The sequence below is a fragment of the Streptomyces sp. G5(2025) genome, from assembly GCF_049542075.1.
Taxonomy (GTDB): Bacteria; Actinomycetota; Actinomycetes; order Streptomycetales; family Streptomycetaceae; genus Streptomyces.
This window is the reverse complement of the sequence record NZ_JBMUZT010000002.1, coordinates 1,817,502-1,843,210: the sequence shown is the minus strand read 5'-3', so window position 1 is coordinate 1,843,210 and position 25,709 is coordinate 1,817,502. Positions and strand designations below refer to the sequence as shown.

Sequence of the window (25,709 nt, the reverse complement as noted above, 5' to 3'; positions counted from 1 at the left end):
TGCGAACGTCGGTACGAGGGGCCCACGGTTGAACAAGCAGATCCCGGTCGTCGTCCTCGCCGGATTCCTCGGTTCCGGCAAGACCACCCTTCTCAACCATTTGCTGCACCGCAGTGGTGGCAGCCGGATCGGGGCGATCGTCAACGACTTCGGTTCGATCGAGATCGACGCCATGTCGGTCGCGGGGCAGCTCGGCGACTCCACCGTCTCCCTCGGCAACGGCTGCCTGTGCTGTGCCGTGGACGCGAGTGAGCTCGACGAGTACCTGGAGCGGCTCGCCAGGCCCTCCGCCGGGATCGATGTGATCGTCATCGAGGCGAGCGGCCTCGCCGAGCCGCAGGAACTCGTGAAGATGCTGCTCGCCAGCGAGAACCCGCACATCGTGTACGGGGGGCTCGTCGAGGTGGTGGACGCCGCCGAGTTCGACGCCACGAGGGAGCGGCATCCCGAGGTGGACCGCCATCTGGGCATCGCCGATCTCGTCGTGGTCAACAAGGCGGACCGGGTACCGGCGCAGGAGTACGAGCGCGTCCTCGGCGTCGTCCGCGGGCTCGCCGGGCGCGCGGCTGTGGTCACCGCCTCCTTCGGCCGCGTGGACGTGGAACTGTTCTTCGACCGCGCGCCGGTGGGGGAGCGGGTCGGGCAGCTCTCCTTCGACGATCTGCGGGACGAGGCGGAACCGTCCGACAGCTGCCGCCACCACGGCCACCTGCACTCCGCCTACGAAAGCCTCTCGTTCACCTCTGAGGTGCCCCTGGGGCCCCGCCCCTTGATGGCCCTTCTGGACAGCAGGCCCGAGGGGCTCTACCGCATCAAGGGGTACGTCGATTTCGGCCCCTCCGACCCGGCGAACCGGTACGCGGTGCACGCTGTCGGGCGCTTTCTTCGCTTCTACCCGGAACCGTGGGCCCCGGGCGAGCCTCGCCTGACCCAGCTCGTCCTCATCGGGTCGGGCATCGACGTACCCGCCCTGGGGAAGGAGCTGGAGGCCTGTCGAGAGGACGCCCCGCAGGCCGATGAGCACGGCATGTGGGGCGTACTGCGATACGTCCAGGAGCCGGACACCGACGAGCCGGACGCCGACGAGCCGGACGCCGACGAGCCGGACGCCGACGAGCCGGACGCCGACGAACCGGACGGTGACCATCCGCACCCCGGCGAACCCGGCCACGGTCAACCCGGACCCGGACCCGACCCCAGCGACCCCGGCGTCGAGGCCCTCGACGCCGAGCCCACCGGCTGACGGCCGGCCGCGGTTACGCCCGGGCCGGCCGCGGTTACGCTCGGGCCGGCCGCGGCTATACCGGGCCGGCCACCGCCGCCACCGGCTTCGCCAGCGAGACGCCCGAACCGTCACGGCGCGGGTCGATGTCCGGCAGCTCGGCCGGTGTGCCATTGCGCTGGGCCGCGTGCGGCGGCGTCGGGCCCGCCCAGGCGAAGCTCAGGCAGTCCTCGCCCTTCAGGAACCGCTGAACGCGCACACCACCCGTGGCCCGGCCCTTGCGGGGGTACTGGTCGAACGGCGTGAGCTTGGCCGTCGTCTGGACCGAGTCGTCGAGCGTGCCGCGCGAGCCCGCCACCGTGAAGACGACCGCGTCCGCCGCCGGGTCCACCGCCGTGAAGGAGATGACCTTCGCGCCCTCGGCGAGCTTGATGCCCGTCATGCCACCCGCGGGACGGCCCTGCGGACGCACCTGGGAGGCCTGATAGCGCAGCAGTTGGGCGTCGTCCGTGATGAAGACCAGGTCCTCCTCGCCGGTGCGCAGCTCGGCCGCGCCGACGATCCGGTCACCGTCCTTCAGGGTGATGACCTCCAGCTCCTCCTTGTTGGAGGGGTAGTCGGGCACCACACGCTTGACCACGCCCTGCGCGGTGCCGAGTGCCAGGCCCGGCGACGACTCGTCGAGCGTCATCAGGCAGATCAGCTTCTCGTTCTTCGTCAGGGGCAGCAGCTCGGAAGCGGGTGCCCCTCCGGAGAGGTTGGGCGCGCCCATCGTCTCCGGGAGCTGGGGCAGGTCCACTACGGAGAGGCGCAGCAGCCTTCCCTCGGACGTGACCGCGCCCACCTCGCCGCGCGCCGTCGCCGGCACCGCGGAGACGATCGCGTCGTGCTTGACGCGCTTGGTCTCGCCGTCACCGAAGGGCTCGCCGTTGGCCGTGCGTGCCAGCAGGCCCGTCGACGACAGGAGCACGCGGCACGGGTCGTCCGCGACCTGGAGCGGCACGGTGGCGGCCGGTGAGCCCGCCGACTCCAGGAGCACCGTGCGCCGGTCGGTGCCGAACTTCTTGGCCACGGCTGCCAGTTCGGAGGAGACCAGCTTGCGCAGCTCGGCGTCCGAGTCCAGGATGCCGGTCAGCTCGTCGATCTCGCCGTTGAGCTTGTCGCGCTCGGACTCCAGCTCGATGCGGTCGTACTTGGTGAGACGGCGCAGCGGGGTGTCCAGGATGTACTGCGTCTGGATGTCGCTCAGCGAGAAGCGCTCGATGAGGCGCTCCTTGGCCTGCGCGGAGTTCTCGCTGGAGCGGATGAGGCGAATGACCTCGTCGATGTCCAGAAGGGCGACCAGGAGGCCCTCGACCAGGTGCAGACGGTCGCGCTTCTTGCCGCGGCGGAACTCGCTGCGGCGGCGCACCACGTTGAACCGGTGGTCCAGATAGACCTCCAGGAGCTCCTTGAGGCCGAGCGTGAGGGGCTGGCCGTCGACCAGCGCGACGTTGTTGATGCCGAAGGACTCCTCCATCGGCGTCAGCTTGTACAGCTGCTCCAGGACGGCTTCCGGGACGAAGCCGTTCTTGATCTCGATGACCAGGCGCAGGCCGTGTGCGCGGTCCGTGAGGTCCTTGACGTCCGCGATGCCCTGGAGCTTCTTCGCGCCGACCAGGTCCTTGATCTTGGAGATGACCTTTTCGGGGCCTACGGAGAAGGGCAGTTCGGTGACGACCAGGCCCTTGCGGCGCGCTGTCACGTTCTCCACGGCGACCGTGGCCCGGATCTTGAAGGAGCCGCGGCCCGATTCGTACGCGTCCTTGATGCCGGTCAGGCCGACGATCCTGCCGCCCGTGGGCAGGTCGGGGCCCGGCACGTACTTCATCAGCGTTTCGAGGTCGGCCCCCGGGTGCTTGATCAGGTGGCGCGCGGCCGCGATGACCTCGCCGAGGTTGTGCGGCGGCATGTTCGTCGCCATGCCGACCGCGATGCCCGACGCGCCGTTGACCAGGAGGTTCGGGTAGGCCGCCGGGAGGGCGGACGGCTCCATCTCCTGGCCGTCGTAGTTCGGCTCGAAGTCGACGGTGTTCTCGTCGATCGACTCCGTCATCAGGGAGGTGGCGTCGGCCATCTTGCACTCGGTGTAGCGCATGGCGGCCGGCGGGTCGTCGTTGCCGAGCGAGCCGAAGTTGCCGTGGCCGTCCACCAGCGGGAGGCGCATCGAGAAGGGCTGGGCCATGCGCACCAGCGCGTCGTAGATCGACGCGTCGCCGTGGGGGTGCAACTTACCCATGACCTCGCCGACGACACGGGCGCACTTCACATAGCCGCGGTCGGGGCGCAGGCCCATCTCGTTCATCTGGTAGACGATCCTGCGGTGCACCGGTTTCATGCCGTCGCGGGCGTCCGGCAGGGCCCGGGAGTAGATGACCGAATACGCGTACTCAAGGAAGGAGCCCTGCATCTCGTCGACGACGTCGATGTCGAGGATCTTCTCCTCGAACGAGTCGTCGGGCGGCGGGGTCTTCGTGCTGCGGCGGGCCATCGCTGCTGCGGCTCCTTCACCAACAAGTGCGGGTTCTGACGCCGACCATTGTGGACTGTCCCACTGACAACGCCGACCACGCCCCGTGTCGACGGCCGCGCGTCACCCCGCGAAGTACGCCGAGGGCGGACCCGGGAACTTCGTCAGGTGTCCACACGCTTGCATACAGTGGCAGGACTGGCAGAACTGGCAGGAAATTGTTCTGGGTCCAGCGATGATCACCATGATCCAGCGATCGAAGGGACGTACATGCCCATGGGTCACACGGCCACAGCCGAGGCCGGCTCCGGCGGCCTGACAGCGACCGAGCACCGGCTGGCCAACGGCCTGCGCGTGGTGCTCTCCGAGGACCACCTGACCCCGGTCGCCGCGGTCTGCCTCTGGTACGACGTCGGCTCCCGTCACGAGGTCAAGGGGCGTACCGGCCTTGCTCACCTTTTCGAGCACCTGATGTTCCAGGGCTCGAAGCAGGTGCACGGCAACGGCCACTTCGAACTGGTCCAGGGGGCGGGCGGCTCCCTGAACGGCACGACCAGCTTCGAGCGCACCAACTACTTCGAGACGATGCCCGCCCACCAGTTGGAGCTGGCCCTGTGGCTTGAGGCCGACCGGATGGGCTCGCTGCTCTCCGCGCTCGACGAGGAGTCCATGGAGAACCAGCGCGACGTCGTCAAGAACGAACGCCGCCAGCGCTACGACAACGTCCCGTACGGCACGGCCTTCGAGAAGCTGACCGCCCTCTCCTACCCGGAGGGCCACCCCTACCACCACACGCCGATCGGCTCCATGGCCGACCTGGACGCGGCCACGCTGGAGGACGCGCGCGCGTTCTTCCGTACGTACTACGCGCCCAACAACGCCGTCCTGTCGGTCGTCGGCGACATCGACCCGGAGCAGACGCTCGCCTGGGTCGAGAAGTACTTCGGGTCGATCCCCTCGCACGACGGCAAGCAGCCGCCGCGTGACGGCTCCCTTCCGGAGCGCATCGGCAAGGAGCTGCGCGAGGTCGTCGAGGAGGACGTGCCGGCCCGTGCCCTCATGGCCGCCTACCGCCTCCCGGAGGACGGCACGCGCGCGTGCGACGCGGCCGACCTCGCCCTCACGGTCCTCGGCAGCGGCGAGTCCTCCCGGCTCTACAACCGGCTCGTGCGCCGCGACCGTACGGCCGTCGCCGCCGGGTTCGGCCTGCTGCGCCTCGCCGGCGCGCCCTCGCTCGGCTGGCTGGACGTGAAGACCTCCGGAGACGTCGAGGTGCCGGTCATCGAGGCCGCCGTCGACGAGGAGCTGGCCCGCTTCGCCGCGGAAGGCCCTACTCCGGAGGAGATGGAGCGCGCCCAGGCCCAGCTGGAGCGCGAGTGGCTCGACCGTCTCGGAACCGTCGCGGGCCGCGCGGACGAACTGTGCCGTTACGCGGTCCTGTTCGGCGACCCGCAGCTCGCCCTCAGCGCCGTGCAGCGCGTGCTCGACGTCACCGCAGAGGAGGTGCAGGAGATCGCCAAGGCCCGCCTGCGCCCGGACAACCGCGCGGTGCTCGTCTACGAACCCCTGGCCGACGACGACGAGGCCGCCGAGGGCACCGAGGCCGCCGCCGAGACCGCAGAGGAAGAGGAGGCGGCGAAGTGACCGAGGCCGCGACGATGCAGTTCCACCCCCAGCCCCAGGCCGGTACGGCCAAGCCGTGGGCCTTCCCCGCCCCCGAGCGCGGCGCGCTGCCCAACGGCCTCACGGTGCTGCGCTGCGACCGCCCCGGCCAGCAGGTCGTCGCCGTGGAGGTCCACCTGGAGGCGCCCCTGGACGCCGAGCCGGAGGGCCTCGACGGCGTCGCCACGATCATGGCGAGGGCCTTCAACGAAGGCACCGACAAGCACTCGGCGGAGGAGTTCGCCGCCGAGCTCGACCGGTGCGGCGCCAGCATGGACGCGCACGCCGACCACCCCGGCGTCCGTGTCTCCCTTGAGGTACCGGTCTCCCGCCTCCCCAAGGCGCTCGGTCTGCTCTCCGACGCCCTGCGGGCCCCGGCCTTCGCCGACAGCGAGATCGAACGGCTCGTACGCAACCGCCTGGACGAGATCCCGCACGAGGCGGCCAACCCGGCACGCCGCGCCGCCAAGGAGCTCTCCCGGCAGCTGTTCCCGGCGAGTTCGCGCATGTCGCGACCCCGCCAGGGCACCGAGGAGACGGTCACGGCCATCGACGCGGCCGCGGTGCGCGCTTTCTACGAGACGCACGTCCGTCCCGCCACGTCCACCCTGGTAATCGTCGGCGACCTCGCGGGCACCGACCTGGACGCCGTCCTCGCGGACACGGTCGGCACCTGGACGGGTGGCACGGCAGAACCCCGCCCGATGCCCGCGATCACCGCCGACGACACGGGCCGTGTCGTCATCGTGGACCGCCCCGGCGCCGTCCAGACGCAGCTCCTGATCGGCCGCATCGGCCCGGACCGGCACGACCGGGTCTGGCCGGCCCAGATCCTCGGTACGTACTGCCTGGGCGGCACCCTCACCTCCCGCCTGGACCGCGTCCTGCGCGAGGAGAAGGGCTACACCTACGGCGTACGGGCGTTCGGCCAGGTCCTGCGTTCCGCCCCGGACGGCACAGGCGCCGCGATGCTCGCCATCAGCGGCTCCGTCGACACCGCCTCCACCGGGCCCGCGCTGGAGGACCTCTGGACGGTCCTGCGCACCCTCGCCGCGGAGGGCCTGACCGACGCCGAGCGCGACGTGGCGGTGCAGAATCTGGTGGGCGTGGCCCCGCTCAAGTACGAGATGGCCGCCTCTGTGGCCGCCACGCTCGCCGACCAGGTCGAACAGAACCTCCCGGACGACTTCCAGGCGCAGTTGTACCGGCGGCTGGCCACGACGGGCACCGTGGAGGCCACCGCGGCCGTCGTGAGCGCCTTCCCGGAGGATCACTTGGTGACGGTCCTCGTCGGGGACGCCGCGGAGATCGAGGAGCCCGTCAGGGCGCTCGGCATCGGAGACGTGACGGTGGTCACCGGCTGAGTCGCCGGCTGAGCCCCCGGCTGAGCGTCAGCCGGGACATGGCTGAGTGACAGTCAGGACATATCAGGACCCCGGTGACCGTTTCGGTGGCCGGGGTCTCCTACTCCCCATATGTCCGAATTCATATGGAGGTTGCCCGTCTGGCGTGTGGCGTGCGCTACAAAAGACGTCTTCTGTTTGTGGATTGAAAGACGGCCCGTTTAGCGTCGGTCCGGCTGTACGTCACGCACCACGCCGCATCCGCGGCACCGGACAGTCATCGCCGAGTCCCCGTACGGCGCGAGCCAGGGGAGCCGGGGACCCACATGTCCCCTGGGGTGAATCGGGCACCTTGCCATCAGGTGAGGGACTCGTAGGAGACCTTCCTGCTCCGAACCCGTCAGCTAACCCGGTAGGCGAGAAGGAAGGAAAGGATCAGCCGCTTCATGGCGTTCACCCGTGCCACCGGGAAGCACCGTCGTCCCAGCCGCCTCACCCGCACGACCGCGAACGTCGCGGGCGTCGCCGCGATCACCACCACGGGTGTCATCGGAGGCCTGGCCGCTCCGGCGCTCGCCGCCGCCGACGACGCCGCCCTTGAGCACACCGGACTCACCCAGGCGATCTCTGTCGGTGACTCGCTCGCCGACAGCATCGACGCGCAGGCCGCCGCCCAGCGGCAGGCCGCCGACGACGCGGCTGCGGCCAAGAAGGCCGAAGAGGCCGCCAAGAAGAAGGCCGCCGAGGAGAAGCGCAAGGCCGAGGCCGAGGCCAAGGCGAAGGCCAAGAAGGAGCGCGAGGCCAAGGAGCGCGCCGCCCGCGAGGCCGAGCGCAAGCGCCTGAACACCTACGTCTCCCCGATCTCCGGCTCGTACGTCTCCACGGGCTACCAGACCGGCGGCGCCATGTGGTCCTCCGGCAGCCACACCGGTGTCGACTTCCACGCCGCGTCCGGCACCTCGGTCCACGCGGTGGGCGCGGGCACCGTCGTCGAGGCGGGCTGGGGCGGTGCCTACGGCAACAACGTGGTCATCAAGATGAACGACGGCACGTACACCCAGTACGGCCACATGTCGTCCCTCGGTGTCACCGTCGGCCAGACGGTCACCCCGGGCCAGCAGATAGGCCTCTCGGGCTCCACCGGCAACTCCAGTGGCCCGCACCTCCACTTCGAGGCCCGCACCGGCCCGGACTACGGTTCGGACATCGACCCGGTCGCGTACCTCCGCTCGCACGGTGTCAACGTCTGACCTCTCCGACGCTCTCAGCGCCCGACCGAAGGCCCCGGCTCACGCGAGCCGGGGCCTTCGGTGTTTCCGGCGTCATTTTCCGGCCCGCCCGCGTTTGGCCAAAAAATATCCATGGATTCCGGCCCGCCATCGGAAATTCCGAAGCTCTGCCATAGAGTTCCTGAACGAGCGTCGGTCGACCGCGTTACGCGGGGATTAAGGCGGAGGTCCGGTCATGCGCATTCCCGCGCACTCGGTATGCACGGCCATCCGGGACGACATTGTCGCCGGTGTCTACGAAAGGGGCGGCCGGCTCACCGAGGAGCTCCTCGCGCGCCGCTACGGCGTCTCCCGCGTCCCGGTGCGCGAAGCCCTGCGCACCCTGGAGGCCGAGGGTTTCGTCGTCACGCGCAGGCATGCGGGCGCCTGTGTCGCCGAGCCCACGGAGCAGGAGGCCGCCGACCTCCTGGAGCTGCGCACGGTGCTCGAACCGCTCGCCGCGGCCCGCGCCGCACAGCGCCGCACCGACGCGCACCTCAAGGTCCTGCGCGGACTCGTACGGCTGGGCCAGGAGCGCGCGCGGAAGGGGCAGGGGGAGGATCTGCGCTCGCTGGGCGGCTGGTTCCACGAGACGCTCGCCCAGGCCTCCGGCAGCCCCGGCCTCGTCACGCTGCTCGGCCAGCTGCGGCACAAACTCGCCTGGATGTACGTCGTCGGGCCCCCGGCGGCGCCCGCCGCCTCCTGGTCCGAACACGCGGCTATCGTCGACGCGGTGGCCCGCGGGGACGCGGAACGGGCCAGGGCGCTGACCGCCGGGCACGCGGAGCGGGCGACGGCCGCGCACCGATTGCGCCGTGCGCCGAGGGGCGGCCCTACGAGGGAAGTGAGCGAAGTGAGGGAAGTGCAACATCCCGTAAACACAGTGAGCCTCAGGAATTAACGCAGCTGCCGTATACAGCGAGCGGCGTGAGAAAGATGCGGGCCGTTCAATTTAATTCCGGCCGTTTCTCCATCCATGCGCAACTAAACTGCCGCCAGGCAAAACAAAGGGCCCACCCCGTGTTCCAGGGTGGACCCTTTGAAAGGTACTGCGCGTCCAGGTACTGCGCGGTTCAGACCGTCTCCGGGAGCTCCTCGAGGCCCTCCGCGACGAGCTTCGCCAGACGGTCGAGGGCGGCGTCCGCACCCTCGGCGTCGGAGGCGAGCACGATCTCCTCGCCGCCCTGGGCACCCAGGCCGAGCACCGCGAGCATCGAGGCGGCGTTGACCGGGTTGCCGTCGGCCTTGGCGATCGTCACGGGGACGCCGGCGGCCGTGGCCGCGCGGACGAAGATGGAGGCGGGTCGGGCGTGGAGGCCCTCGGCCCAGCCGACGTTGACGCGGCGCTCAGCCATGTGTTGCTGCCCTTCCAGGTATCTCACACTTGTCTAGACCATTGTCGCATGCCGTTGTGGATGCTCCGTCGACCGGACGCTGCCGCTCCGTCGACCGGACGCCGGCCCTCCGGCGACGGGACGCCGGTCCTCCTCGACCGTACCCGGCCCGGGCGCCCCCGCGACCCGTACCCTGGCCCCATGCAGACCCCGTCGGATCAGCAGGACCGGCACGACTACCCCTCGCACTGGGAAGCCGATGTGGTGCTGCGCGACGGAGGCACCGCCCGGATCAGGCCCATCACGGCCGAGGACGCGGACCGCCTGGTCAGCTTCTACGAACAGGTGTCGGACGAGTCGAAGTACTACCGCTTCTTCGCGCCCTACCCGCGGCTGTCCGCCAAGGATGTGCACCGCTTCACCCACCACGACCAGGTGGACCGGGTGGGACTCGCCGCCACCGTGGGCGGCGAGTTCATCGCCACCGTGCGCTACGACCGCATCGACGAACGCGGCATGGCCGCCAGCGCCCCCGCCGACGAGGCCGAGGTCGCCTTCCTCGTGCAGGACGCCCACCAGGGCCGTGGCGTGGCCTCCACGCTCCTGGAACACATCGCGGCGGTCGCCAGGGAACGCGGCATCCGCCGCTTCGCGGCCGAGGTGCTGCCCGCCAACACCAAGATGATCAAGGTGTTCACGGACGCGGGGTACCAGCAGAAGCGCAGTTTCGAGGACGGCGTCGTACGCCTGGAGTTCGACCTGGAGCCGACCGACCGCTCGCTCGCGGTGCAGCGCGCCCGCGAACAACGCGCCGAGGGGCGGTCCGTGCAGCGCCTGCTGACGCCGGGCTCGGTCGCGGTGATCGGCGTGGGCCGCGCCCCCGGCGGCGTGGGCCGCAGCGTGCTGCGCAACCTCAAGGAGGCCGGCTTCACCGGGCGCCTCCACGCGGTGAACAGCGCCTTCGAAGAAGGCTCCGAAGTCGACGGGGTGCCCGCTCACCGTTCGGTCACGGCCATCGAGGAGCCCGTGGACCTCGCCGTGGTCGCCGTGCCCGCCGACCGGGTCTCCCAGGTCGTCGCCGAGTGCGGCGAGCGTGGGGTACAGGGCCTCCTGGTGCTCTCCGCCGGGTACGGCGAGAGCGGCGCCGAGGGCCGCGAGCGGCAGCGCGAACTGGTCCGCCACGCCCGCTCGTACGGCATGCGCATCATCGGCCCGAACGCCTTCGGTGTCATCAACACCTCCCCCCGGACGCGGCTCAACGCCTCGCTCGCTCCCGAGCCTCCCGCGCGCGGGCGCATCGGTCTGTTCACCCAGTCCGGCGCCATCGGCATCGCGCTGCTCTCCGGGCTGCACCGCCGGGGCGCGGGACTGTCCACGTTCGTCGGCTCCGGCAACCGCGCCGACGTGTCGGGCAACGACCTCCTCCAGTACTGGTACGAGGACCCGGACACCGACGTCGCCCTGATGTACCTGGAGACCATCGGCAACCCGCGCAAGTTCACCCGCCTCGCGCGGCGGGCCGCGACCGCCAAGCCGCTCGTCGTGGTCCAGGGCGCCCGCCACAGCGGCATCACGCCCACCGGCCACGCCGTACAGGCCACGCGCCTGCCGCACGCCACGGTCTCCGCGCTGCTGCGCCAGGCGGGCGTCATCCGCGTCGACACCGTCACCGAGATGGTCGACGCGGGCCTGCTGCTCGCGGGGCAGCCGCTGCCGTCCGGCCCGCGCGTGGGGATCCTCGGCAACTCCGAGTCGCTCGGGCTCCTCACGTACGACGCGTGTGTCGCCGACGGGCTGCGACCGCTGCCGCCCCGCGACCTCACGACCGCGGCCACCCCGGCGGACTTCCGGGCCGCGCTCGCCGCGGCCCTGTCGGACGAGGGATGCGACGCGGTGATCGTCAACGCCATCCCCTGGGTGCGGGAGGACGGCGCCACCGCCGACCCCGAGACGCTCGCCACGGAGCTGCGGGCCGCCGCGGCCGGCTGCCCCGCGAAGCCCGTCGCCGTGGTCCACGTCGAACTCGGCGGCCTCGCCGACGCCCTCTCCGCCGCGACCAGCACCCGGCCGGGCGCCCCGCCGAAAGAGCCCGGCACCGCGGGCTGCGCCGACCCGGACCACCCCGCACACCGCCCCGCCGCAGACGAGACGCCACCGGAGGCCGCCCCCGCGACCGACGAGCCCCCGGCGGAGCAGTACCGCATCCCCGCCTACCCCGCGGCCGAGCGCGCCGTCCGCGCCCTCGCCGAAGCCGTCAAGTACGCGCAGTGGCGCCGCGAGGCCGCCGATCCCGGCAAGGTGCACGAGTACGACGACATCGACGAGAGCGGCACCGCCGAGCGCATCGCGGAGCTGCTGGGCAAGGACGGCGACCCCCGTGGCACCACCCTCGCCCCGGCCGACGCCCACGAACTCCTCAGGCGGTACGGCATCCGCGTACGACGGGCCCTGCCCGCGCCGGACCCGGACGCCGCCGCGCACGCCGCGCGCACGCTCGGCTACCCCGTGGCCCTGAAGACCACGGCCCCGCACCTGCGGCACCGCGCCGACCTCGGCGGGGTGCGGCTCGACCTCGCCGACGAAGAACAACTGCGCCGCTCCTATCAAGAGTTGACCGACACCTTCGGCAAGCCCGCCGAGCTGCGGCCCGTCGTGCAGGGCATGGTCCCGCGCGGCGTCGACACCGTCGTACGCGCCGTCATCGACCCGGCGGCCGGAGCGGTGCTCTCCTTCGGGCTCGCGGGCGCCGCCTCCGAGCTGCTCGGCGACACCGCCCACCGCCTCATCCCGGTGACCGACCGCGAGGCGAGTTCCCTGATCCGGTCCATCCGGACCGCGCCCCTCCTCTTCGGCTGGCGCGGCTCGGCCCCGGTCGACACCCCGGCCCTCGAAGAGCTGCTCCAGCGTGTCTCCCGGCTCGTCGACGACCACCCCGAAGTGGTCGGCGTCTCCCTGGAGCCCGTGGTCGTCGCCCCGCACGGCCTCTCCGTCCTCGGTGCCTCCGTACGCCTCGCGCCCCCGCCCGCCCGCGACGATCTCGGCCCGCGGACGCTCCCCGGGTACTGAAGCGCGCTCCACGGGCACCGGGGCGGCCACGGGGGCCCAGCGCCCCCGCACCGGGCCGTAGGATGGTCGGCATGGCAAAGACCGGTACGACGACCCAGGGGCTGCGCGCGGCGATCGAGCGCAGCGGCTACTACCCGGCCCTCGTGGCCGAGGCGGTGGAGGCCGCGATCGGCGGCGAGGCCATCGGGTCGTACCTGGTTCACCAGGAGACGACGTTCGACGCCAACGAAGTGCGCCGGCACGTCACGGTCCTCGTCCTGACCGGGACGCGCTTCATCGTCAGCCACACCGACGAGCAGGCGGCGGACGGCACCTCCCCGACGCCGTACGCGACGACCTCCACGGAGTCGGTCAAGATCGGCCGGATCTCCTCGGTCGTCCTCAGCCGCGTCGTCGGCAACCCGGAGAAGTACGTTCCGGGCACACCGCCGCGCGAGGTCGTCCTGACCATCGGCTGGGGCGCCGTCTCCCGCATCGACCTGGAGCCCGCCGCCTGCGGCGACCCCAACTGCGAGGCGGACCACGGCTACACCGGCAGCTCGACCGCCGACGACCTGAGCCTGCGCGTCAGCGAGGCGGGCGACGGCCCCGACGCCGTGCGTCAGACCCTCGTCTTCGCCCAGGCCCTGTCCGAGGCGACCGCGGACACCGCCCGCTGATGTCGCTGCCCGCCTGGGACGACGTGGAACCACTCGCCCTCGACACCGCCCCCGTGCCCGCGTACGGCTCGGGTTCGCTCGCCGACCTGCTGCCGACCCTCGTCGCCCACCAGGGCGTGCCCGGCCACGCGGCGCAGACCATCGCCGAGCTGACCCCCGCCGACCGCAACTGCGTCTTCCTGATCGACGGCCTCGGCTGGGAGCAGCTCAAGGCACACCCGGCGGAGGCGCCCTTCCTCACCTCGCTGCTACCCGGTTCGCGCGGCGGCACCGGGCGGCCCGTCACCGCCGGCTTCCCCGCCACCACCGCGACCTCGCTCGCCTCCGTCGGCACGGGCCTGCCGCCCGGCGCGCATGGCCTGCCCGGCTACACCGTGCGTGACCCCGCCACCGGCGAACTGATGAACCAGCTCCGCTGGAACCCATGGACCGACCCACACGCATGGCAGCCCTACCCGACGGTCTTCCAGCAGGCCCACGCGGCGGGCGTGCACACCGCCCAGGTCTCCTCCCCGACCTTCGAGCACACCCCGCTCACCAAGGTCGCCCTGAGCGGCGGCACCTTCCGCGGCAAGCTCTCCGGAGAGGCCCGCATGGACCTCGCCGCCGAGCAACTGGCCGCGGGGGACCGGTCCCTGGTCTACACGTACTACGCCGAAGTGGACGGCAAGGGCCACCGCTTCGGAGTCGACTCCGACGCCTGGCGGGGCCAGCTCATGTACGTCGACCGGCTCGCCCAGCGGCTGGCCGAGCAGCTCCCGCCGCGCAGCGCCCTGTACATCACCGCCGACCACGGCATGCTCGACATCCCCTTTGACGACGCCTCCCGCATCGACTTCGACGAGGACTGGGAGCTGCGCGCGGGCGTCGCTCTCCTCGGCGGCGAGGGCCGCGCCCGTCACGTCTACGCGGTCCCGGGCGCCCAGAGCGACGTCCTGACGGTGTGGCGTGAAGTGCTCGGCGAGCAATTCTGGGTGGCCTCCCGCGACGAGGCGATCGCCGCGGGCTGGTTCGGTCCACACATTGATCAACGTGTGTACGAGCGCCTCGGCGACGTGATCGCCGCCGCGCACGCCGACGTCGCGATCATCGCCAGCGAGCGGGAGCCCAAGGAGTCCGCGCTGGTCGGCATGCACGGCTCCATGACCCCCGTGGAGCAGCTCGTCCCCCTCCTCGAAGTACGCTCCTAGCCGTACGCCCCTGCCGCGCCCTCCGGGGCGCCCCGCCTCCGCACGCCCCCCGAAAGGTCCGCAACTTCCCATGCCCGAGCTGGTGTTCTTCTCCGGAACGATGGACTGCGGAAAGAGCACGCTGGCTCTGCAGATCGAGCACAACCGCTCGGCCCGCGGCCTCCAGGGAATGATCTTCACGCGGGACGACCGCGCGGGCGAGGGCAAGCTCTCCTCGCGGCTCGGCCTCGTCACCGACGCCATCGAGGCAGCGGACGACTTCGACTTCTACGCCCACCTCGTCGACCACCTCTCCCAGGGCGGCCGCGCGGACTACGTGATCGCGGACGAGGCGCAGTTCCTGGCCCCGGACCAGATCGACCAGCTCGCGCGGGTCGTCGACGATCTCGGCCTGGACGTCTTCGCCTTCGGCATCACCACGGACTTCCGCTCCAAGCTCTTCCCGGGCTCTCAGCGCCTGGTCGAGCTCGCCGACCGCGTCGAAGTGCTCCAGGTCGAGGCCCTGTGCTGGTGCGGCGCCCGCGCCACGCACAACGCCCGCACGATCGGCGGCGAGATGGTCGTCGAGGGCGCCCAGGTCGTCGTCGGCGACGTCAACCAGTCCTCGGACGAGGTGGGTTACGAAGTCCTGTGCCGCCGTCACCACCGCCGCAGGGTGACGGCGGCGACCGCACGCGCGGGCGCCCTCTCGCCCGACGTCCTGCCGGTCGACACCGCCTCCTGCGTCTGACTCAGTCGCGCGCGGAGGAACGTACGAGGGTGAAGACCGCGCCCTCCGGGTCGGCGACCGTCGCCTCCCGGCCGTGGGCGCCCTCACGCGGCGACCGGACCACCTGTCCGCCGAGCTCGACGACCCGGGCCGCCGCCTCGTCGACGTCCGCGGCCTCGAAGTACGTCATCCAGTGCGGGCCCCGGTCGCGCGGCAGCGCGTCGCCCACGCCGTGCACGGACGCCACCGGGCGGCCCTCGACGTGCAGGGTCAGATGGTCGTAGTCGGCCGAGACCACGGCCTCGTCGGTGTAGCCGAACACGGTTTCGTAGAACGTGACGACGCTCATGGTCTCCCGCGTCACCAGCTCGTTCCAGGCGGGCGCGCCCGGCACCCGGGTCACCGCGCTGCCCAGGTGCCGTGCGGCCTGCCAGAGCCCGAAGACGGCTCCCGTGGGGTCCGAGGCGATGGCCATCCGCCCCGCCTGGCCCGCGGTGATCGGACCCACGCCGACCGTGCCGCCGCAGTGCCGCACGGCCTCCGCCGTCGCGTCCGCGTCGTCCGTCGCCAGATAGGGCGTCCAGGCGATCGGCAGATGCCGGTCGGCCGGCAGCTGACCGATGCCGGCCACCTCCCGCCCGTCGAGCACCGCCCGCACATAGGGCCCGAGCTGCTCGGGCCCCGGCCGGAACTCCCAGCCGAAGAGCGCTCCGTAGAACTCCTGCGTCGCCGCCAGGCCATGCGCCATCAGGCTCACCCAGCAGGGTGTGCCGGGCGCGCTTCGACCGGCTTCCGCGCCGTCGCGCCGCCCTGCGGACGCCTGTGCCTCGGTCATCGTCACCCTCTCCTCGGCCTTCGTGGTGGCCGCTCCGCTTCCGCTTTTCTCCGAACGCGCGTGCCCTCGCCGCGCGCATGCGCGCCCCTGTAGATGCTCGCACCACCCGTCGCGCCACGCGTCCCGGCCGCGCCGCACGGTCCGGCTTCCCGCGGAGGATGCCCGTTTTGCGTCGTCTCACCCATGACCGTGGGACGGCCGAGCGGGGTCCCTCAACTGCACGGGGCGTGCTGGGTTCCGTACGCCCCGTGGTCGGGCGGCTTACGGCGGAGCAGGGTAGCCGGACCGTGCCCGTACGGCCACCCCATGCGCAAGGATGGGCCCATGAACGCCATCATCTCTGCATCCGAACTCGCGAGCGAGCTGGCGGGCGAGAATCCGCCGGTCCTGCTCGACGTCCGCTGGCAGCACCAGGGCTCGATGCGCGAGGCCTACGAAGAGGGGCACATTCCGTCGGCCGTCTTCGTCGACCTGGACGCCGACCTGGCAGGACCCGCGGGCTCCGGGGGTCGCCACCCGCTCCCCGACGTGGACCACTTCGGTGCCGTGATGCGGGCGGCGGGGGTCTCGGCGGACCGCGATGCCGTGGTCTACGACGGTGGCCAGAACTGGGCGGCCGCACGCCTGTGGTGGATGTTGCGCTGGACGGGGCACGCGCGCGTACGCGTCCTTGACGGCGGCCTCGCCCTGTGGACCGGCCCTCTGGAGTCGGGCACCGGGACGGCCCCGGCCGAGGGGACGTTCGAGCCTGCTCCCAACAGCACGGACTTCCTCGACGCGGACTCCGCGGCGGCCCTGGCCCGCTCCGGGCTGCTCCTGGACGCCCGCGCGGCCGAGCGCTACCGCGGCGAGGTCGAGCCGATCGACAAGGTGGCCGGGCACATCCCCGGCGCGGTCTCGGCACCGACCACCGAGAACGTCGCGCAGGACGGCCGCTTCAGGCCCGCCGCCGAACTGGCGGACCGCTTCGAGGCGCTGGGTGCCTCCAAGACGTCGGAGGTCGGCGTCTACTGCGGCTCGGGCGTCTCGGGCGCCCACGAGGTACTGGCCCTGGCGGTGGCGGGGATTCCGGCCGCGCTGTACGTGGGCTCGTGGTCCGAGTGGTCGGCGGACGGCTCGCGTCCGGTCGCCACGGGCCCCGACCCGCAGTAGTCCGCGACGCGCGTGGGGCCCCCGCACCGGCCGGTGCGGGGGCCCCGCGCGCGGGCCTACGGCTACTCCTGTTTCTTGCGGCGCGTGCCGAAGACGATCTCGTCCCAGCTGGGCACCGCGGCGCGGCGTCCGGGGCGCACCCCGTCGGCCTCGGCCTGGCGGTCGGTGGAACCGACCAGGCGGTCACGGTGGCTGGCCACCGAGCGCGGCATGAGCACGTCCGCGTAGGCCGAACCGGCGCCGGCCGACGCCGCGGGCGGCTCCTCGGCCTCCGGCTCCTGCTCGGGCTCTTCCTGCGCGGGCGGCGGCAGTTCCGCGGTGGTCGCGGCCGAGGGGCGCTCGGGCACCACCATGTCGCCACGGAAGCTGGGCACCGCCTCCAGGAGGCTGGTCAGCGAGTCGCGCTCCTGTTCGGCCACGGCGGGCACCACGCCGTCGGTCTCCTCCGCGGGCACGGCGGGGGAGGCCGGGAGACTCTGGCGGTCGAGCTGCCGGTCCAGGGCGCGGTCGAGCGGCCGGTCCAGCGGCCGGTCCCGGGGGAGCCGGGCGATGCGCGGCACGAACGGGAAGCTGGGCTCGGGTGCGGCGATGTCGTCCGTCTCGCCGATCAGCGAGCGCGCCTCGTCGTCCACGGCCTGGACGAGCCGCCGGGGCGGGTCGTACGTCCAGCTCGCGGAGTGCGGCTCGGTCGCGACGCGGTAGACGAGCAGGACCTCCCACGTGCCGTCGTCACGGCGCCAGGAGTCCCACTGGACGGACTCCTTGTCGGCGCCGCGCAGCAACAGCCGTTCCTGGACGGCCTCGCCGAGCTGGGGCCCGGTGTTCTCCCCGGACGGCGTACGGGTGTCTTTCTGGCGCGCTCCGCCATGAAGGCGCGCTCGGCGAGCACAGGGCCCTCGAACCGACGGACACGGTCGACCGGGATACCGGCGAACTGGGCCACTTCCTCCGCGCTGGCACCGGCACGTATCCGCGCCTGGATGTCGCGCGGGCGGAGGTGGCTCTCCACCTCGATCTCGATCTGTCCGAGTCGGGGCCGGTCGCCGCGGACGGCCGCACGCAGCCGCTCATCGATCGGAAGCGTGTACTCCGTGCTGTCCGCAGCCTTCAGCACCAGCCGTGTGCCGTCGTTGCTGACGGCCACGACACGCAGTTCGGGCATGGGGACCTCCCGGGTGGTGCCTGCCGACGTCACGTGCGTCGCTGCTTCCGCTAGTCGAGTGTGGCCTGCCCGGGTGCAGCCTGCCACAACCTTGCCGAGTTGCCCGGCGTGTCGGGCAGGGGCCCTGGACCGCCGTTATGGCACGGTAACCATTTTGCAACGCTAAGTGACGACTTTCGCCACCCTGTGCGGCCAGCCCCCCACCCGGCGGTTCTGCAAGGCTCCGGGCACCCTGGCGGGAGACCGGACCCAGGGCTCGCAACAGTACTCCATTCGGGCCATGCGGGTGGACCGCCGCGCCGCCGAACTTCTCCCGGGGGAAGGGAGTTGGCGGCCTTCTCGGCGCTTGCGCCCCCGCGTGCGCGTGGCGCACTTCACGGAATCACCAGAAACGGAACTAATCACTTCGTCCGTACGTCCCCTTCTCGTGCAGTCAGTCGAAAGAGACGAAAAAGTCGAAAAGGCGAGAAAGGCAGGCAAGGGTCGGAGATGCGAGTGAAGCCGGATTCCGGCAAGGAGTCGAAGGACCAGGAGGAGCCGGAGGAGAAGCGGCGCCTCGACCTCAGCGTGCCGCAGGTGGCCGGGAGCGCCATCGCCGCGGTCGTGGCGGCGAAGTTGGCCTCGAACCTCGGCGTCTACGGAACGATCCTCGGCGCCGGCGTCGTGAGCGGCATCGCGACCTGCGGCGGCACGATCTTCCAGCACTTCTTCAAGCGCACGGGCGAGCAGATACGCGTCGTGGCGGTGCAGGCCAAGCCGAGGCCGCATCAGGTGCCCGTCACCACCGCCACGCGGGTGCCCGAGACGTTCAGGACGGCCGCCCACCAGGGCTATCCAGGGGCCGCGTCGGCCACCGGCCCCGTGACCACGACGTGGGGGAGACCTCGGGACGCCGGAGCCGAAGCCGACGCGACCACCGCGCTTCCCGCCGCGGACGCGGATCCGACGACCGCGCTGCCCTCCGTGGCCGCCGACCTGGACGCTCACCTCGACGCCGGCTCGGACGCCGAGAAGACACAACTGCTCGGCTCGATCGACGCCACCCAGCTCGTGCCACGTGAGGACGCCACGCAGCTGATGCCGCGCGACGACGCCACGCGCGTGCTTCGCGTCGGGGCGCAGGCGCCGCCCCCTGGTGTGCCGCTCGAACCGCCGCTGCCGTCGGACGAGTTCACCGACGGCACCACGCACCGCGCGCAGATCCGCAGCTGGAAGCGGCCGCTGATCGCCGCAGCCGTCGTCTTCGGTGTCGCCATGGGGGGCATCACCGCGTACGAGCTCGTGACCGACCAGGACCTCAGCGGCGGCAAGGGCACCACCATCGGCAACAGCTTCACAGGAAATCACTCCTCTCCGAAGAAGCCGTCCACGCCCTCTGGTGAACCGACCGGTCAGCCCTCGGACGACGGCACTTCGGGGACGGGCGACGACGGTTCCCACAAGGGCGACGGTGGCGCGACGACGCAAACCCCGGAGGGGACCGGCGGCCAGACCCCCGGCCAGGGCGACGGCACCGACTCCGGTTCCGGGAGCGATCCCGACAAGGGCACCGGCACGGACCCCGACAAGGACAAGGACAAGGGCAACGACTCCGGAGACGACGGTTCCCAGACGGACCCGACGCCGACACCGAAGCCGACCCCCACCCCGTCGAACGGCTCAGGATCAGGCACGGGCACCGGCACCGGGCCCGGCACGGGTAGCGACGGCGACGCGCAGCAGGGCGAGACCGCCAGCCCGTAGGCGGCGGTCAGTCGCCGAGGACCCGCCGCAGGTACGCGTTGGCGAACATGCGGTCCGGGTCCAGGCGGTCGCGCACGGCGGTGAACTCGCCGAAACGGGGGTACGCCTCGGCGAAGTACTCCGCGTCACGCGTGTGCAGCTTGCCCCAGTGCGGCCGCCCCTCGTGCGCGGTGAAGATCCGCTCCGCCGCAGCGAAGTACGCCTGGTACGGCGTGCCCTTGTACATGTGGACGGCGATGTACGCGCTCTCCCGGCCCGAGGCCGTGGAGAGCGCGATGTCGTCCGCCGGCGCCGTGCGGACCTCCACGGGGAAACTGATCCGCAGCCGCGAGCGGTCCACCATGGTCTTCAGCTCGCGCAGGGTCTCCACGAGGGCCGCGCGCGGAACGGCGTACTCCATCTCCATGAAGCGCACCCGGCGCGGGCTGGTGAAGACCTTGTAAGGAATGTCCGTGTACGTGCGGGCGGACAGCGCCTTGCTGGAGATCCGGGCGATGGCCGGGATGGTCGCGGGGAAGGCCCTGCCCACGGAGTTGACCACCTGGAAGAGGCCGTTGGAGAGCAACTCGTCCTCTACGAAGGCGCTGATCCTGCCGGGCGGGGCCACGGGGCCCGGGCTGCGGTTGTTGCGCTTGGTGGTGCAGTTGCCGGTGTGCGGGAACCAGTAGAACTCGAAGTGCTCGTTCTCGGTGAAGAGCGCGTCGAAGTCGCTCGTGACCCGGTCGAACGTCATCGGCTCCTCGCGGGCCGTCAGGAAGAAGACCGGCTCCACGGCGAAGGTGAGCGCGGTGATGACGCCGAGCGCCCCGAGCCCGACGCGGGCGGCGGCGAAGACGCCGGGGTTCTCCTCGGCGGAGCAGGTCAGGACCGTGCCGTCCGCGGTGACCAGCTCAAGGCCCGTGATCTGGGCGGCGATCGACGCCGAGTCGCGGCCCGTGCCGTGCGTGCCGGTGCTGACGGCTCCGGAAACCGTCTGCTCCATGATGTCGCCCATGTTCGTGAGGGACAGGCCCTCGCGCGCTAGCGCCGTGTTGAGGCGCTTCAGCGGGGTGCCTGCCTCCACCGTGACCGTGCCCGCCGCGCGGTCGATCGCGCGGATGCCGGTGAGCAGATCGGGGCGTATGAGAAGGCCGTCGGTCGCGCCCGCCGCCGTGAAGGAGTGACCCGTGCCGACGGGCTTGGCCCGCAGGCCGTCGGCCTTGGCGGCGCGCAGGGCCTCGGCGAGCTCGTCCACCGAGGCGGGGGTGACCTCCCTGGCGGGCCGTGAGACCACGTTTCCCGCCCAGTTACGCCACGCCGCTGTGCTCTTCCCGCTGGCCGTGCCCGTTCCCGTGCTCATGGGTCCCTCCCCGTCGCGGAACCGGCCTCTTCAGCCGGCGATATCCCAGGAACCCGACGACGACCGCGGCGGCTCCGGAGACGCCCGGGACCGTGTACCCGGCGTCCGGACCGGCGGCGTCGATCACCCAGCCGGCCGCGGAGGAGCCGAGCGCGACGCCGACCGCGAGCCCGGTGCTCACCCAGGTCATGCCCTCGGTCAGTTTCGCGCGTGGTACGTGCTCCTCGACGAGGGCCATCGTCGTGATCATGGTCGGTGCGATGAAGAGGCCCGCGACGAACAGCGCCACGGCCAGGAACAGCAGGCTCCCGACCAGTTGAAGCGGGATCATACTCACGGCCATCGCGCAGACACCCAGCAGCCACCTGGGGGCCGGTGCCCCCTTGAAGTGCAGCAGCCCGAAGACCGCTCCGGCGAGGCAGGAGCCGAGCGCGTAGACCGCGAGCACCAGACTCGCGGCGGACTTGTGGCCCTGTTCCTCCGCGTACGCCACGGTGACGACGTCGACCGACCCGAAGATCGCGCCGGTAGCGACGAAGGTGGCGACGAGCACCTGGAGCCCGCCCGCGCGCAACGCCGAGCCGGCGGTGTGGTGTTCGCGGGAGTGTGGCACCGGCTCCGTGGCCCGCTGGGCCGTCAGCCAGAAGACGCCCGCGGCGAGGAAACACCCGGCGAGCAACGGCCCCGCCTCCGGGAACCACACCGTGGAGAGCCCGATCGAGATGATCGGCCCGAAGATGAAGCAGACCTCGTCGATCACGGACTCGAAGGAGTACGCGGTGTGCAGCTGCGGGGTGCCGCGGTACAGCACGGCCCAGCGGGCCCGGATCATCGAGCCCACGCTCGGCACACAGCCGACGAGGGCGGCGAAGACGAACAACGACCAGTCGGGCGTCTCGTACTTCGCACAGAGCAGCAGCCCCGTGACCGCGGCCAGCGACACCAGAGTCGCGGGCCTGAGCACCCGGCGCTGCCCGTGCCGGTCCACCAGCCGCGATATCTGCGGCCCGATCGCTGCGGCGGACAGCGCCACGGTCGCCGACAGCGCGCCCGCGAGGCCATAGCGCCCGGTCAGCTGGGACACCATCGTCACGACGCCGATGCCCATCATCGATATCGGCATACGGCCGAGGAACCCGGCGGCGGAGAACGACTTGGTGCCGGGGGCGGCGAAGAGAGCGCGGTAGGAGCTGGGCACGTGGACTCCGCGGAAGCGCCGGGGCCGACTGCGAGAAGCGGCCTCGGTAAGGCGTGCAGGTGGCCGATACAGCTTACGGCCCCGGCGCGGCGAACGCACCGTGGTTTTCCGGCTGTCAGTGGCGGGTGGCAGGATCGGTTGCATGTCCGATGCGCTCGATCCCACTCCGTACGACGCCCTGCTGCTGCTCTCGTTCGGCGGCCCCGAAGGCCCCGACGACGTGGTCCCGTTCCTGGAGAACGTGACGCGTGGGCGCGGCATCCCCAAGGAGCGGCTCAAGGAGGTGGGGCAGCACTACTTCCTGTTCGGCGGGGTCAGCCCGATCAACGACCAGAACCGCGCCCTCCTCGACGCCCTGCGCAAGGACTTCGCGGAGCACGGCCTCGACCTGCCCGTCTACTGGGGCAATCGCAACTGGACGCCCTACCTCACCGACACCCTGCGCGAGATGGTCACCGAGGGCCACCGCCGCATCCTGGTCCTCGCCACGAGTGCGTACGCCTCGTACTCGGGCTGCCGCCAGTACCGCGAGAACCTCGCCGACTCCCTCGCCGCCCTGGAGGCCGAGGGCCTTGAGCTGCCGCGGGTCGACAAGCTCCGGCACTACTTCAACCACCCCGGCTTCGTGCGCCCCATGATCGACGGCGTCCTGAAGTCCCTCTCCGAGCTGCCCGAGGACGTACGGGACGGCGCGCACCTGGCCTTCACCACGCACTCCATCCCGAACGCCGCGGCCGACACCTCGGGCCCGACCGAGGCCCACGGCGACGGCGGTGCCTACGTCAAGGAGCACCTGGACGTCGCCCGCCTCATCGCCGACGCGGTACGCGAGGAGACCGGCATCGAGCACCCCTGGGAGCTCGTCTACCAGTCGCGCAGCGGCGCCCCGCACATCCCGTGGCTGGAGCCGGACATCTGCGACCACCTGGAGGAGCGGCACGGCGCCGGCGCCCCCGCCGTGGTCATGGTTCCCATCGGCTTCGTCTCCGACCACATGGAGGTCCTGTACGACCTCGACACCGAGGCGAAGGCCAAGGCCGCCGAGCTGGGCCTGCCGGCCCGCCGCTCGGCGACGGTCGGCGCCGACCCGCGGTTCGCCGCGGCGATCAGGGACCTGGTCCTGGAGCGCGCGGCCAAGGAGCGCGGCGTTCCCGTCACCCCCTGCGCCCTCGGCACGCTCGGCGCGAGCCACGACCTGTGCCCGGTGGGCTGCTGCCCGGCCCGTGCCCCGAAGCCCGCGGCCGCCGGCGCCGACAGCCCGTACGCGTGACCCCCGAGACCCCCCGAGCTGGAGCGAGCACCATGACGGACCCGCTGAAGGCGCTCAAGGCCGAGCTGCTCGACGTCGCCCTGGAGGCCGCGCACCGCGCCGGGGCCTTCCTGTGCGACGGCCGCCCCGACGACCTGGGCGTGGCGGCCACCAAGTCCAGCGCCGTGGACGTCGTCACCGAGATGGACATCGCCTCCGAGAAGCTCATCACCGGCTTCCTCGCCGAGCGCAGGCCCGACGACGGCGTGCTCGGCGAGGAGGGCGCGAGCCTGGAGGGCAGCAGCGGCGTGCAGTGGGTCGTCGACCCGATCGACGGCACCGTCAACTACCTGTACGGCCGCCCGGACTGGTGCGTGTCCATCGCCGCCCGCAAGGACGGCGAGACCCTCGTCGGGGTGGTGCACGCCCCGGTCCGCCGTGAGACGTACCACGCGGTCCTCGGCGAGGGCGCCTTCATCGGCGACCGCCCCGCACGCGTGCGCCCCGCGCCACCGTTCGGCCAGGCCCTGGTCGGCACCGGCTTCGGCTATCTCACCGAGCGCCGCGCCCGGCAGGCCGAGGTCACCCGGCACCTCGTCCCGAAGGTGCGCGACATCCGCCGCGGCGGGTCGGCGGCGATCGACCTGTGCGACGTCGCGCTGGGCAGGCTGGACGCGTACTACGAGCGAGGGCTCAACCCCTGGGACTTCGCGGCGGGCGACCTCGTCGTGCGGGAAGCGGGCGCCCTGACCGGTGGCCGACCCGGAGAGCCCCTGTCGGGCGAGCTGGCCATCGCGGCCCCGCCCGGCCTCTTCGAACCGCTCCAGGGCCTCCTGGAGGACCTCGGCGCCTGGCACGACTGACGGCGTCGACGGCATGCGAAAGGCCCCGGCATCTGGTCCGGATGCCGGGGCCCTCGTACGTACGTCAGTGCTCAGGCCTGCAGAGCGCCCACCTCGACGCCGTGCTCGGCGGCCAGACGGTGGAGGTCTTCCAGCTCCGCCTGCTCGACCTCGGCGAGGAAGTCGTCTCCCGTCTCACGGGCCATCGTGAGGTCGGACTCCGTGGCCTTTATGCGCTGCAGGAGACCTGCGGTGAATGCGTCCATGGTTGCGCCCCCTCGGCTGGGTCGTGGGTCGATGGCACGGGGGTGTGCCCTCAAGAAGGGACGATCACGTCTCGAACCGCTCCTGGAGAAAGCCGTTCGTGGCATGCCACATACAAAGCGTGATCGCGGGTGTAAAGCCGTCCTCCCCTCGCTCCCTTCCGCAGAAACCTCAACGGGCCGAGAAATCCCGTGTTACCCGGTCCTCAAACCGCCTTACAGCCGGTTTATGGCCGAAAGGGGCAGGATGGAGCCCCTACCCCCAGACAGACCTGCCCGCAGGGGCACAGAGGAAGGACAGCGACGTGCGCGTACTCGTCGTCGAGGACGAGCAGCTGCTCGCCGATGCGGTGGCCACCGGACTGCGCCGGGAGGCCATGGCCGTCGACGTCGTGTACGACGGGGCGGCCGCCCTGGAGCGCATCGGCGTCAACGACTACGACGTGGTGGTGCTCGACCGGGACCTCCCGCTCGTGCACGGCGACGACGTCTGCCGCAAGATCGTCGAGCTCGGCATGCCGACCCGCGTCCTGATGCTCACCGCGTCGGGCGACGTCAGCGACCGCGTCGAGGGCCTGGAGATCGGCGCCGACGACTACCTCCCCAAGCCCTTCGCGTTCAGCGAGCTCACGGCACGCGTGCGTGCCCTCGGCCGGCGCACGAGCGTGCCGCTGCCGCCCGTCCTGGAGCGGGCCGGGATCAAGCTCGACCCCAACCGCCGCGAGGTCTTCCGCGACGGCAGGGAGATCCAGCTGGCCCCCAAGGAGTTCGCCGTCCTCGAAGTGCTGCTGCGCAGCGAGGGCGCGGTCGTCTCCGCGGAGCAACTCCTGGAGAAGGCCTGGGACGAGAACACCGACCCGTTCACGAACGTGGTCCGGGTCACCGTCATGACCCTGCGTCGCAAGCTCGGTGAGCCCGCCGTCATCGTGACGGTCCCGGGCTCCGGTTACCGGATCTGATCCCC

At 71.6% G+C, this 25,709-nt stretch carries 20 protein-coding genes, 1 pseudogene and 1 riboswitch; of the genes and pseudogenes, 14 read left to right on the top strand and 7 right to left on the bottom strand.

What is annotated here, in order from left to right; all coding sequences use genetic code 11:
- Nucleotides 1-28: 28 nt before the first annotated feature.
- Nucleotides 29-1,243: a CobW family GTP-binding protein gene (locus tag ACOBQB_RS08350; RefSeq protein ID WP_423590021.1), complete on the top strand. Its 1,215-nt coding sequence runs from the start codon at nucleotides 29-31 to the stop codon at nucleotides 1,241-1,243.
- Nucleotides 1,244-1,298: 55 nt separating this feature from the next.
- Here ACOBQB_RS08350 and ACOBQB_RS08345 read toward each other — a convergent pair whose 3' ends face one another.
- Nucleotides 1,299-3,752, bottom strand: a complete 2,454-nt coding sequence (locus tag ACOBQB_RS08345; protein WP_423590019.1) for a DNA gyrase/topoisomerase IV subunit A — start codon at nucleotides 3,750-3,752, stop codon at nucleotides 1,299-1,301.
- Between the two features lie 249 nt (nucleotides 3,753-4,001).
- Here ACOBQB_RS08345 and ACOBQB_RS08340 point away from each other — a divergent pair, with 249 nt between their 5' ends.
- From ACOBQB_RS08340 to ACOBQB_RS08325, 4 genes are all read left to right on the top strand, one after another.
- Entirely contained in the window at nucleotides 4,002-5,375 is a 1,374-nt protein-coding gene (locus ACOBQB_RS08340) for a M16 family metallopeptidase (RefSeq protein WP_423590018.1), read from the top strand.
- Complete coding sequence (locus tag ACOBQB_RS08335) at nucleotides 5,372-6,757, top strand: M16 family metallopeptidase (RefSeq protein WP_423590016.1); 1,386 nt, start codon at nucleotides 5,372-5,374, stop codon at nucleotides 6,755-6,757. Before ACOBQB_RS08340 ends, ACOBQB_RS08335 begins: the two co-directional genes overlap by 4 nt.
- 250 nt (nucleotides 6,758-7,007) lie before the next feature.
- A riboswitch (cyclic di-AMP (ydaO/yuaA leader) is annotated at nucleotides 7,008-7,170 on the top strand.
- Between the two features lie 12 nt (nucleotides 7,171-7,182).
- Entirely contained in the window at nucleotides 7,183-7,986 is an 804-nt protein-coding gene (locus ACOBQB_RS08330; protein ID WP_423590015.1) for a M23 family metallopeptidase, read from the top strand.
- A gap of 214 nt (nucleotides 7,987-8,200) precedes the next feature.
- The gene (locus ACOBQB_RS08325) at nucleotides 8,201-8,905 is read left to right on the top strand and encodes a GntR family transcriptional regulator (RefSeq protein ID WP_423590013.1); all 705 of its coding nucleotides are present in this window, start codon (nucleotides 8,201-8,203) and stop codon (nucleotides 8,903-8,905) included.
- Between the two features lie 172 nt (nucleotides 8,906-9,077).
- Here the strand turns inward: ACOBQB_RS08325 and ACOBQB_RS08320 are convergent, their stop codons facing one another.
- Nucleotides 9,078-9,359: an HPr family phosphocarrier protein gene (locus ACOBQB_RS08320; protein WP_030021209.1), complete on the bottom strand. Its 282-nt coding sequence runs from the start codon at nucleotides 9,357-9,359 to the stop codon at nucleotides 9,078-9,080.
- 180 nt (nucleotides 9,360-9,539) lie between these two features.
- Here ACOBQB_RS08320 and ACOBQB_RS08315 point away from each other — a divergent pair, with 180 nt between their 5' ends.
- The 4 genes from ACOBQB_RS08315 to ACOBQB_RS08300 all read left to right on the top strand — a co-directional run bounded on the left by ACOBQB_RS08315 (nucleotide 9,540) and on the right by ACOBQB_RS08300 (nucleotide 14,983).
- The gene (locus ACOBQB_RS08315) at nucleotides 9,540-12,404 is read left to right on the top strand and encodes a GNAT family N-acetyltransferase (RefSeq protein ID WP_423590011.1); all 2,865 of its coding nucleotides are present in this window, start codon (nucleotides 9,540-9,542) and stop codon (nucleotides 12,402-12,404) included.
- 71 nt (nucleotides 12,405-12,475) lie between these two features.
- A complete protein-coding gene (locus ACOBQB_RS08310; protein ID WP_423590009.1) occupies nucleotides 12,476-13,063 on the top strand; it encodes a DUF5998 family protein in 588 nt (195 codons plus the stop codon).
- Nucleotides 13,063-14,253, top strand: coding sequence for an alkaline phosphatase family protein (locus tag ACOBQB_RS08305; RefSeq protein ID WP_423590007.1), 1,191 nt, complete (start codon nucleotides 13,063-13,065; stop codon nucleotides 14,251-14,253). The genes ACOBQB_RS08310 and ACOBQB_RS08305 overlap by 1 nt, the downstream gene beginning before the upstream one ends.
- 70 nt (nucleotides 14,254-14,323) lie before the next feature.
- On the top strand, nucleotides 14,324-14,983 hold the full coding sequence (locus ACOBQB_RS08300) for a thymidine kinase (RefSeq protein WP_423590005.1): 660 nt from the start codon (nucleotides 14,324-14,326) through the stop codon (nucleotides 14,981-14,983).
- 1 nt (nucleotide 14,984) lies between these two features.
- Here ACOBQB_RS08300 and ACOBQB_RS08295 read toward each other — a convergent pair whose 3' ends face one another.
- Complete coding sequence (locus ACOBQB_RS08295) at nucleotides 14,985-15,797, bottom strand: VOC family protein (RefSeq protein WP_423590003.1); 813 nt, start codon at nucleotides 15,795-15,797, stop codon at nucleotides 14,985-14,987.
- A 324-nt stretch (nucleotides 15,798-16,121) separates the two neighbouring features.
- Between ACOBQB_RS08295 and ACOBQB_RS08290 the strand changes: the two genes are divergently transcribed.
- Nucleotides 16,122-16,949: a sulfurtransferase gene (locus tag ACOBQB_RS08290; protein ID WP_423590001.1), complete on the top strand. Its 828-nt coding sequence runs from the start codon at nucleotides 16,122-16,124 to the stop codon at nucleotides 16,947-16,949.
- A 62-nt stretch (nucleotides 16,950-17,011) separates the two neighbouring features.
- Here the strand turns inward: ACOBQB_RS08290 and sepH are convergent.
- Nucleotides 17,012-18,111 (bottom strand): annotated as a pseudogene (gene sepH, locus ACOBQB_RS08285) (septation protein SepH).
- Nucleotides 18,112-18,600: 489 nt separating this feature from the next.
- On the opposite strand from sepH, the gene ACOBQB_RS08280 reads away from it, so the two are divergent.
- A complete protein-coding gene (locus tag ACOBQB_RS08280) occupies nucleotides 18,601-19,854 on the top strand; it encodes a hypothetical protein (protein WP_423590000.1) in 1,254 nt (417 codons plus the stop codon).
- Between the two features lie 7 nt (nucleotides 19,855-19,861).
- Here ACOBQB_RS08280 and ACOBQB_RS08275 read toward each other — a convergent pair whose 3' ends face one another.
- Both ACOBQB_RS08275 and ACOBQB_RS08270 read right to left on the bottom strand, forming a co-directional pair.
- The gene (locus ACOBQB_RS08275) at nucleotides 19,862-21,193 is read right to left on the bottom strand and encodes a D-arabinono-1,4-lactone oxidase (protein WP_423589998.1); all 1,332 of its coding nucleotides are present in this window, start codon (nucleotides 21,191-21,193) and stop codon (nucleotides 19,862-19,864) included.
- Complete coding sequence (locus tag ACOBQB_RS08270; RefSeq protein WP_423589997.1) at nucleotides 21,141-22,391, bottom strand: MFS transporter; 1,251 nt, start codon at nucleotides 22,389-22,391, stop codon at nucleotides 21,141-21,143. Before ACOBQB_RS08270 ends, ACOBQB_RS08275 begins: the two co-directional genes overlap by 53 nt.
- Before the next feature lie 142 nt (nucleotides 22,392-22,533).
- On the opposite strand from ACOBQB_RS08270, the gene ACOBQB_RS08265 reads away from it, so the two are divergent.
- Both ACOBQB_RS08265 and ACOBQB_RS08260 read left to right on the top strand, forming a co-directional pair.
- Nucleotides 22,534-23,661: a ferrochelatase gene (locus ACOBQB_RS08265; protein ID WP_423589996.1), complete on the top strand. Its 1,128-nt coding sequence runs from the start codon at nucleotides 22,534-22,536 to the stop codon at nucleotides 23,659-23,661.
- A gap of 32 nt (nucleotides 23,662-23,693) precedes the next feature.
- Nucleotides 23,694-24,503: an inositol monophosphatase family protein gene (locus ACOBQB_RS08260; RefSeq protein ID WP_423589995.1), complete on the top strand. Its 810-nt coding sequence runs from the start codon at nucleotides 23,694-23,696 to the stop codon at nucleotides 24,501-24,503.
- Between the two features lie 71 nt (nucleotides 24,504-24,574).
- Here the strand turns inward: ACOBQB_RS08260 and ACOBQB_RS08255 are convergent, their stop codons facing one another.
- A complete protein-coding gene (locus ACOBQB_RS08255; protein WP_423589993.1) occupies nucleotides 24,575-24,748 on the bottom strand; it encodes a hypothetical protein in 174 nt (57 codons plus the stop codon).
- 302 nt (nucleotides 24,749-25,050) lie between these two features.
- On the opposite strand from ACOBQB_RS08255, the gene ACOBQB_RS08250 reads away from it, so the two are divergent.
- Entirely contained in the window at nucleotides 25,051-25,704 is a 654-nt protein-coding gene (locus tag ACOBQB_RS08250; RefSeq protein ID WP_030778701.1) for a response regulator transcription factor, read from the top strand.
- The last annotated feature ends 5 nt before the right edge of the window (nucleotides 25,705-25,709 follow it).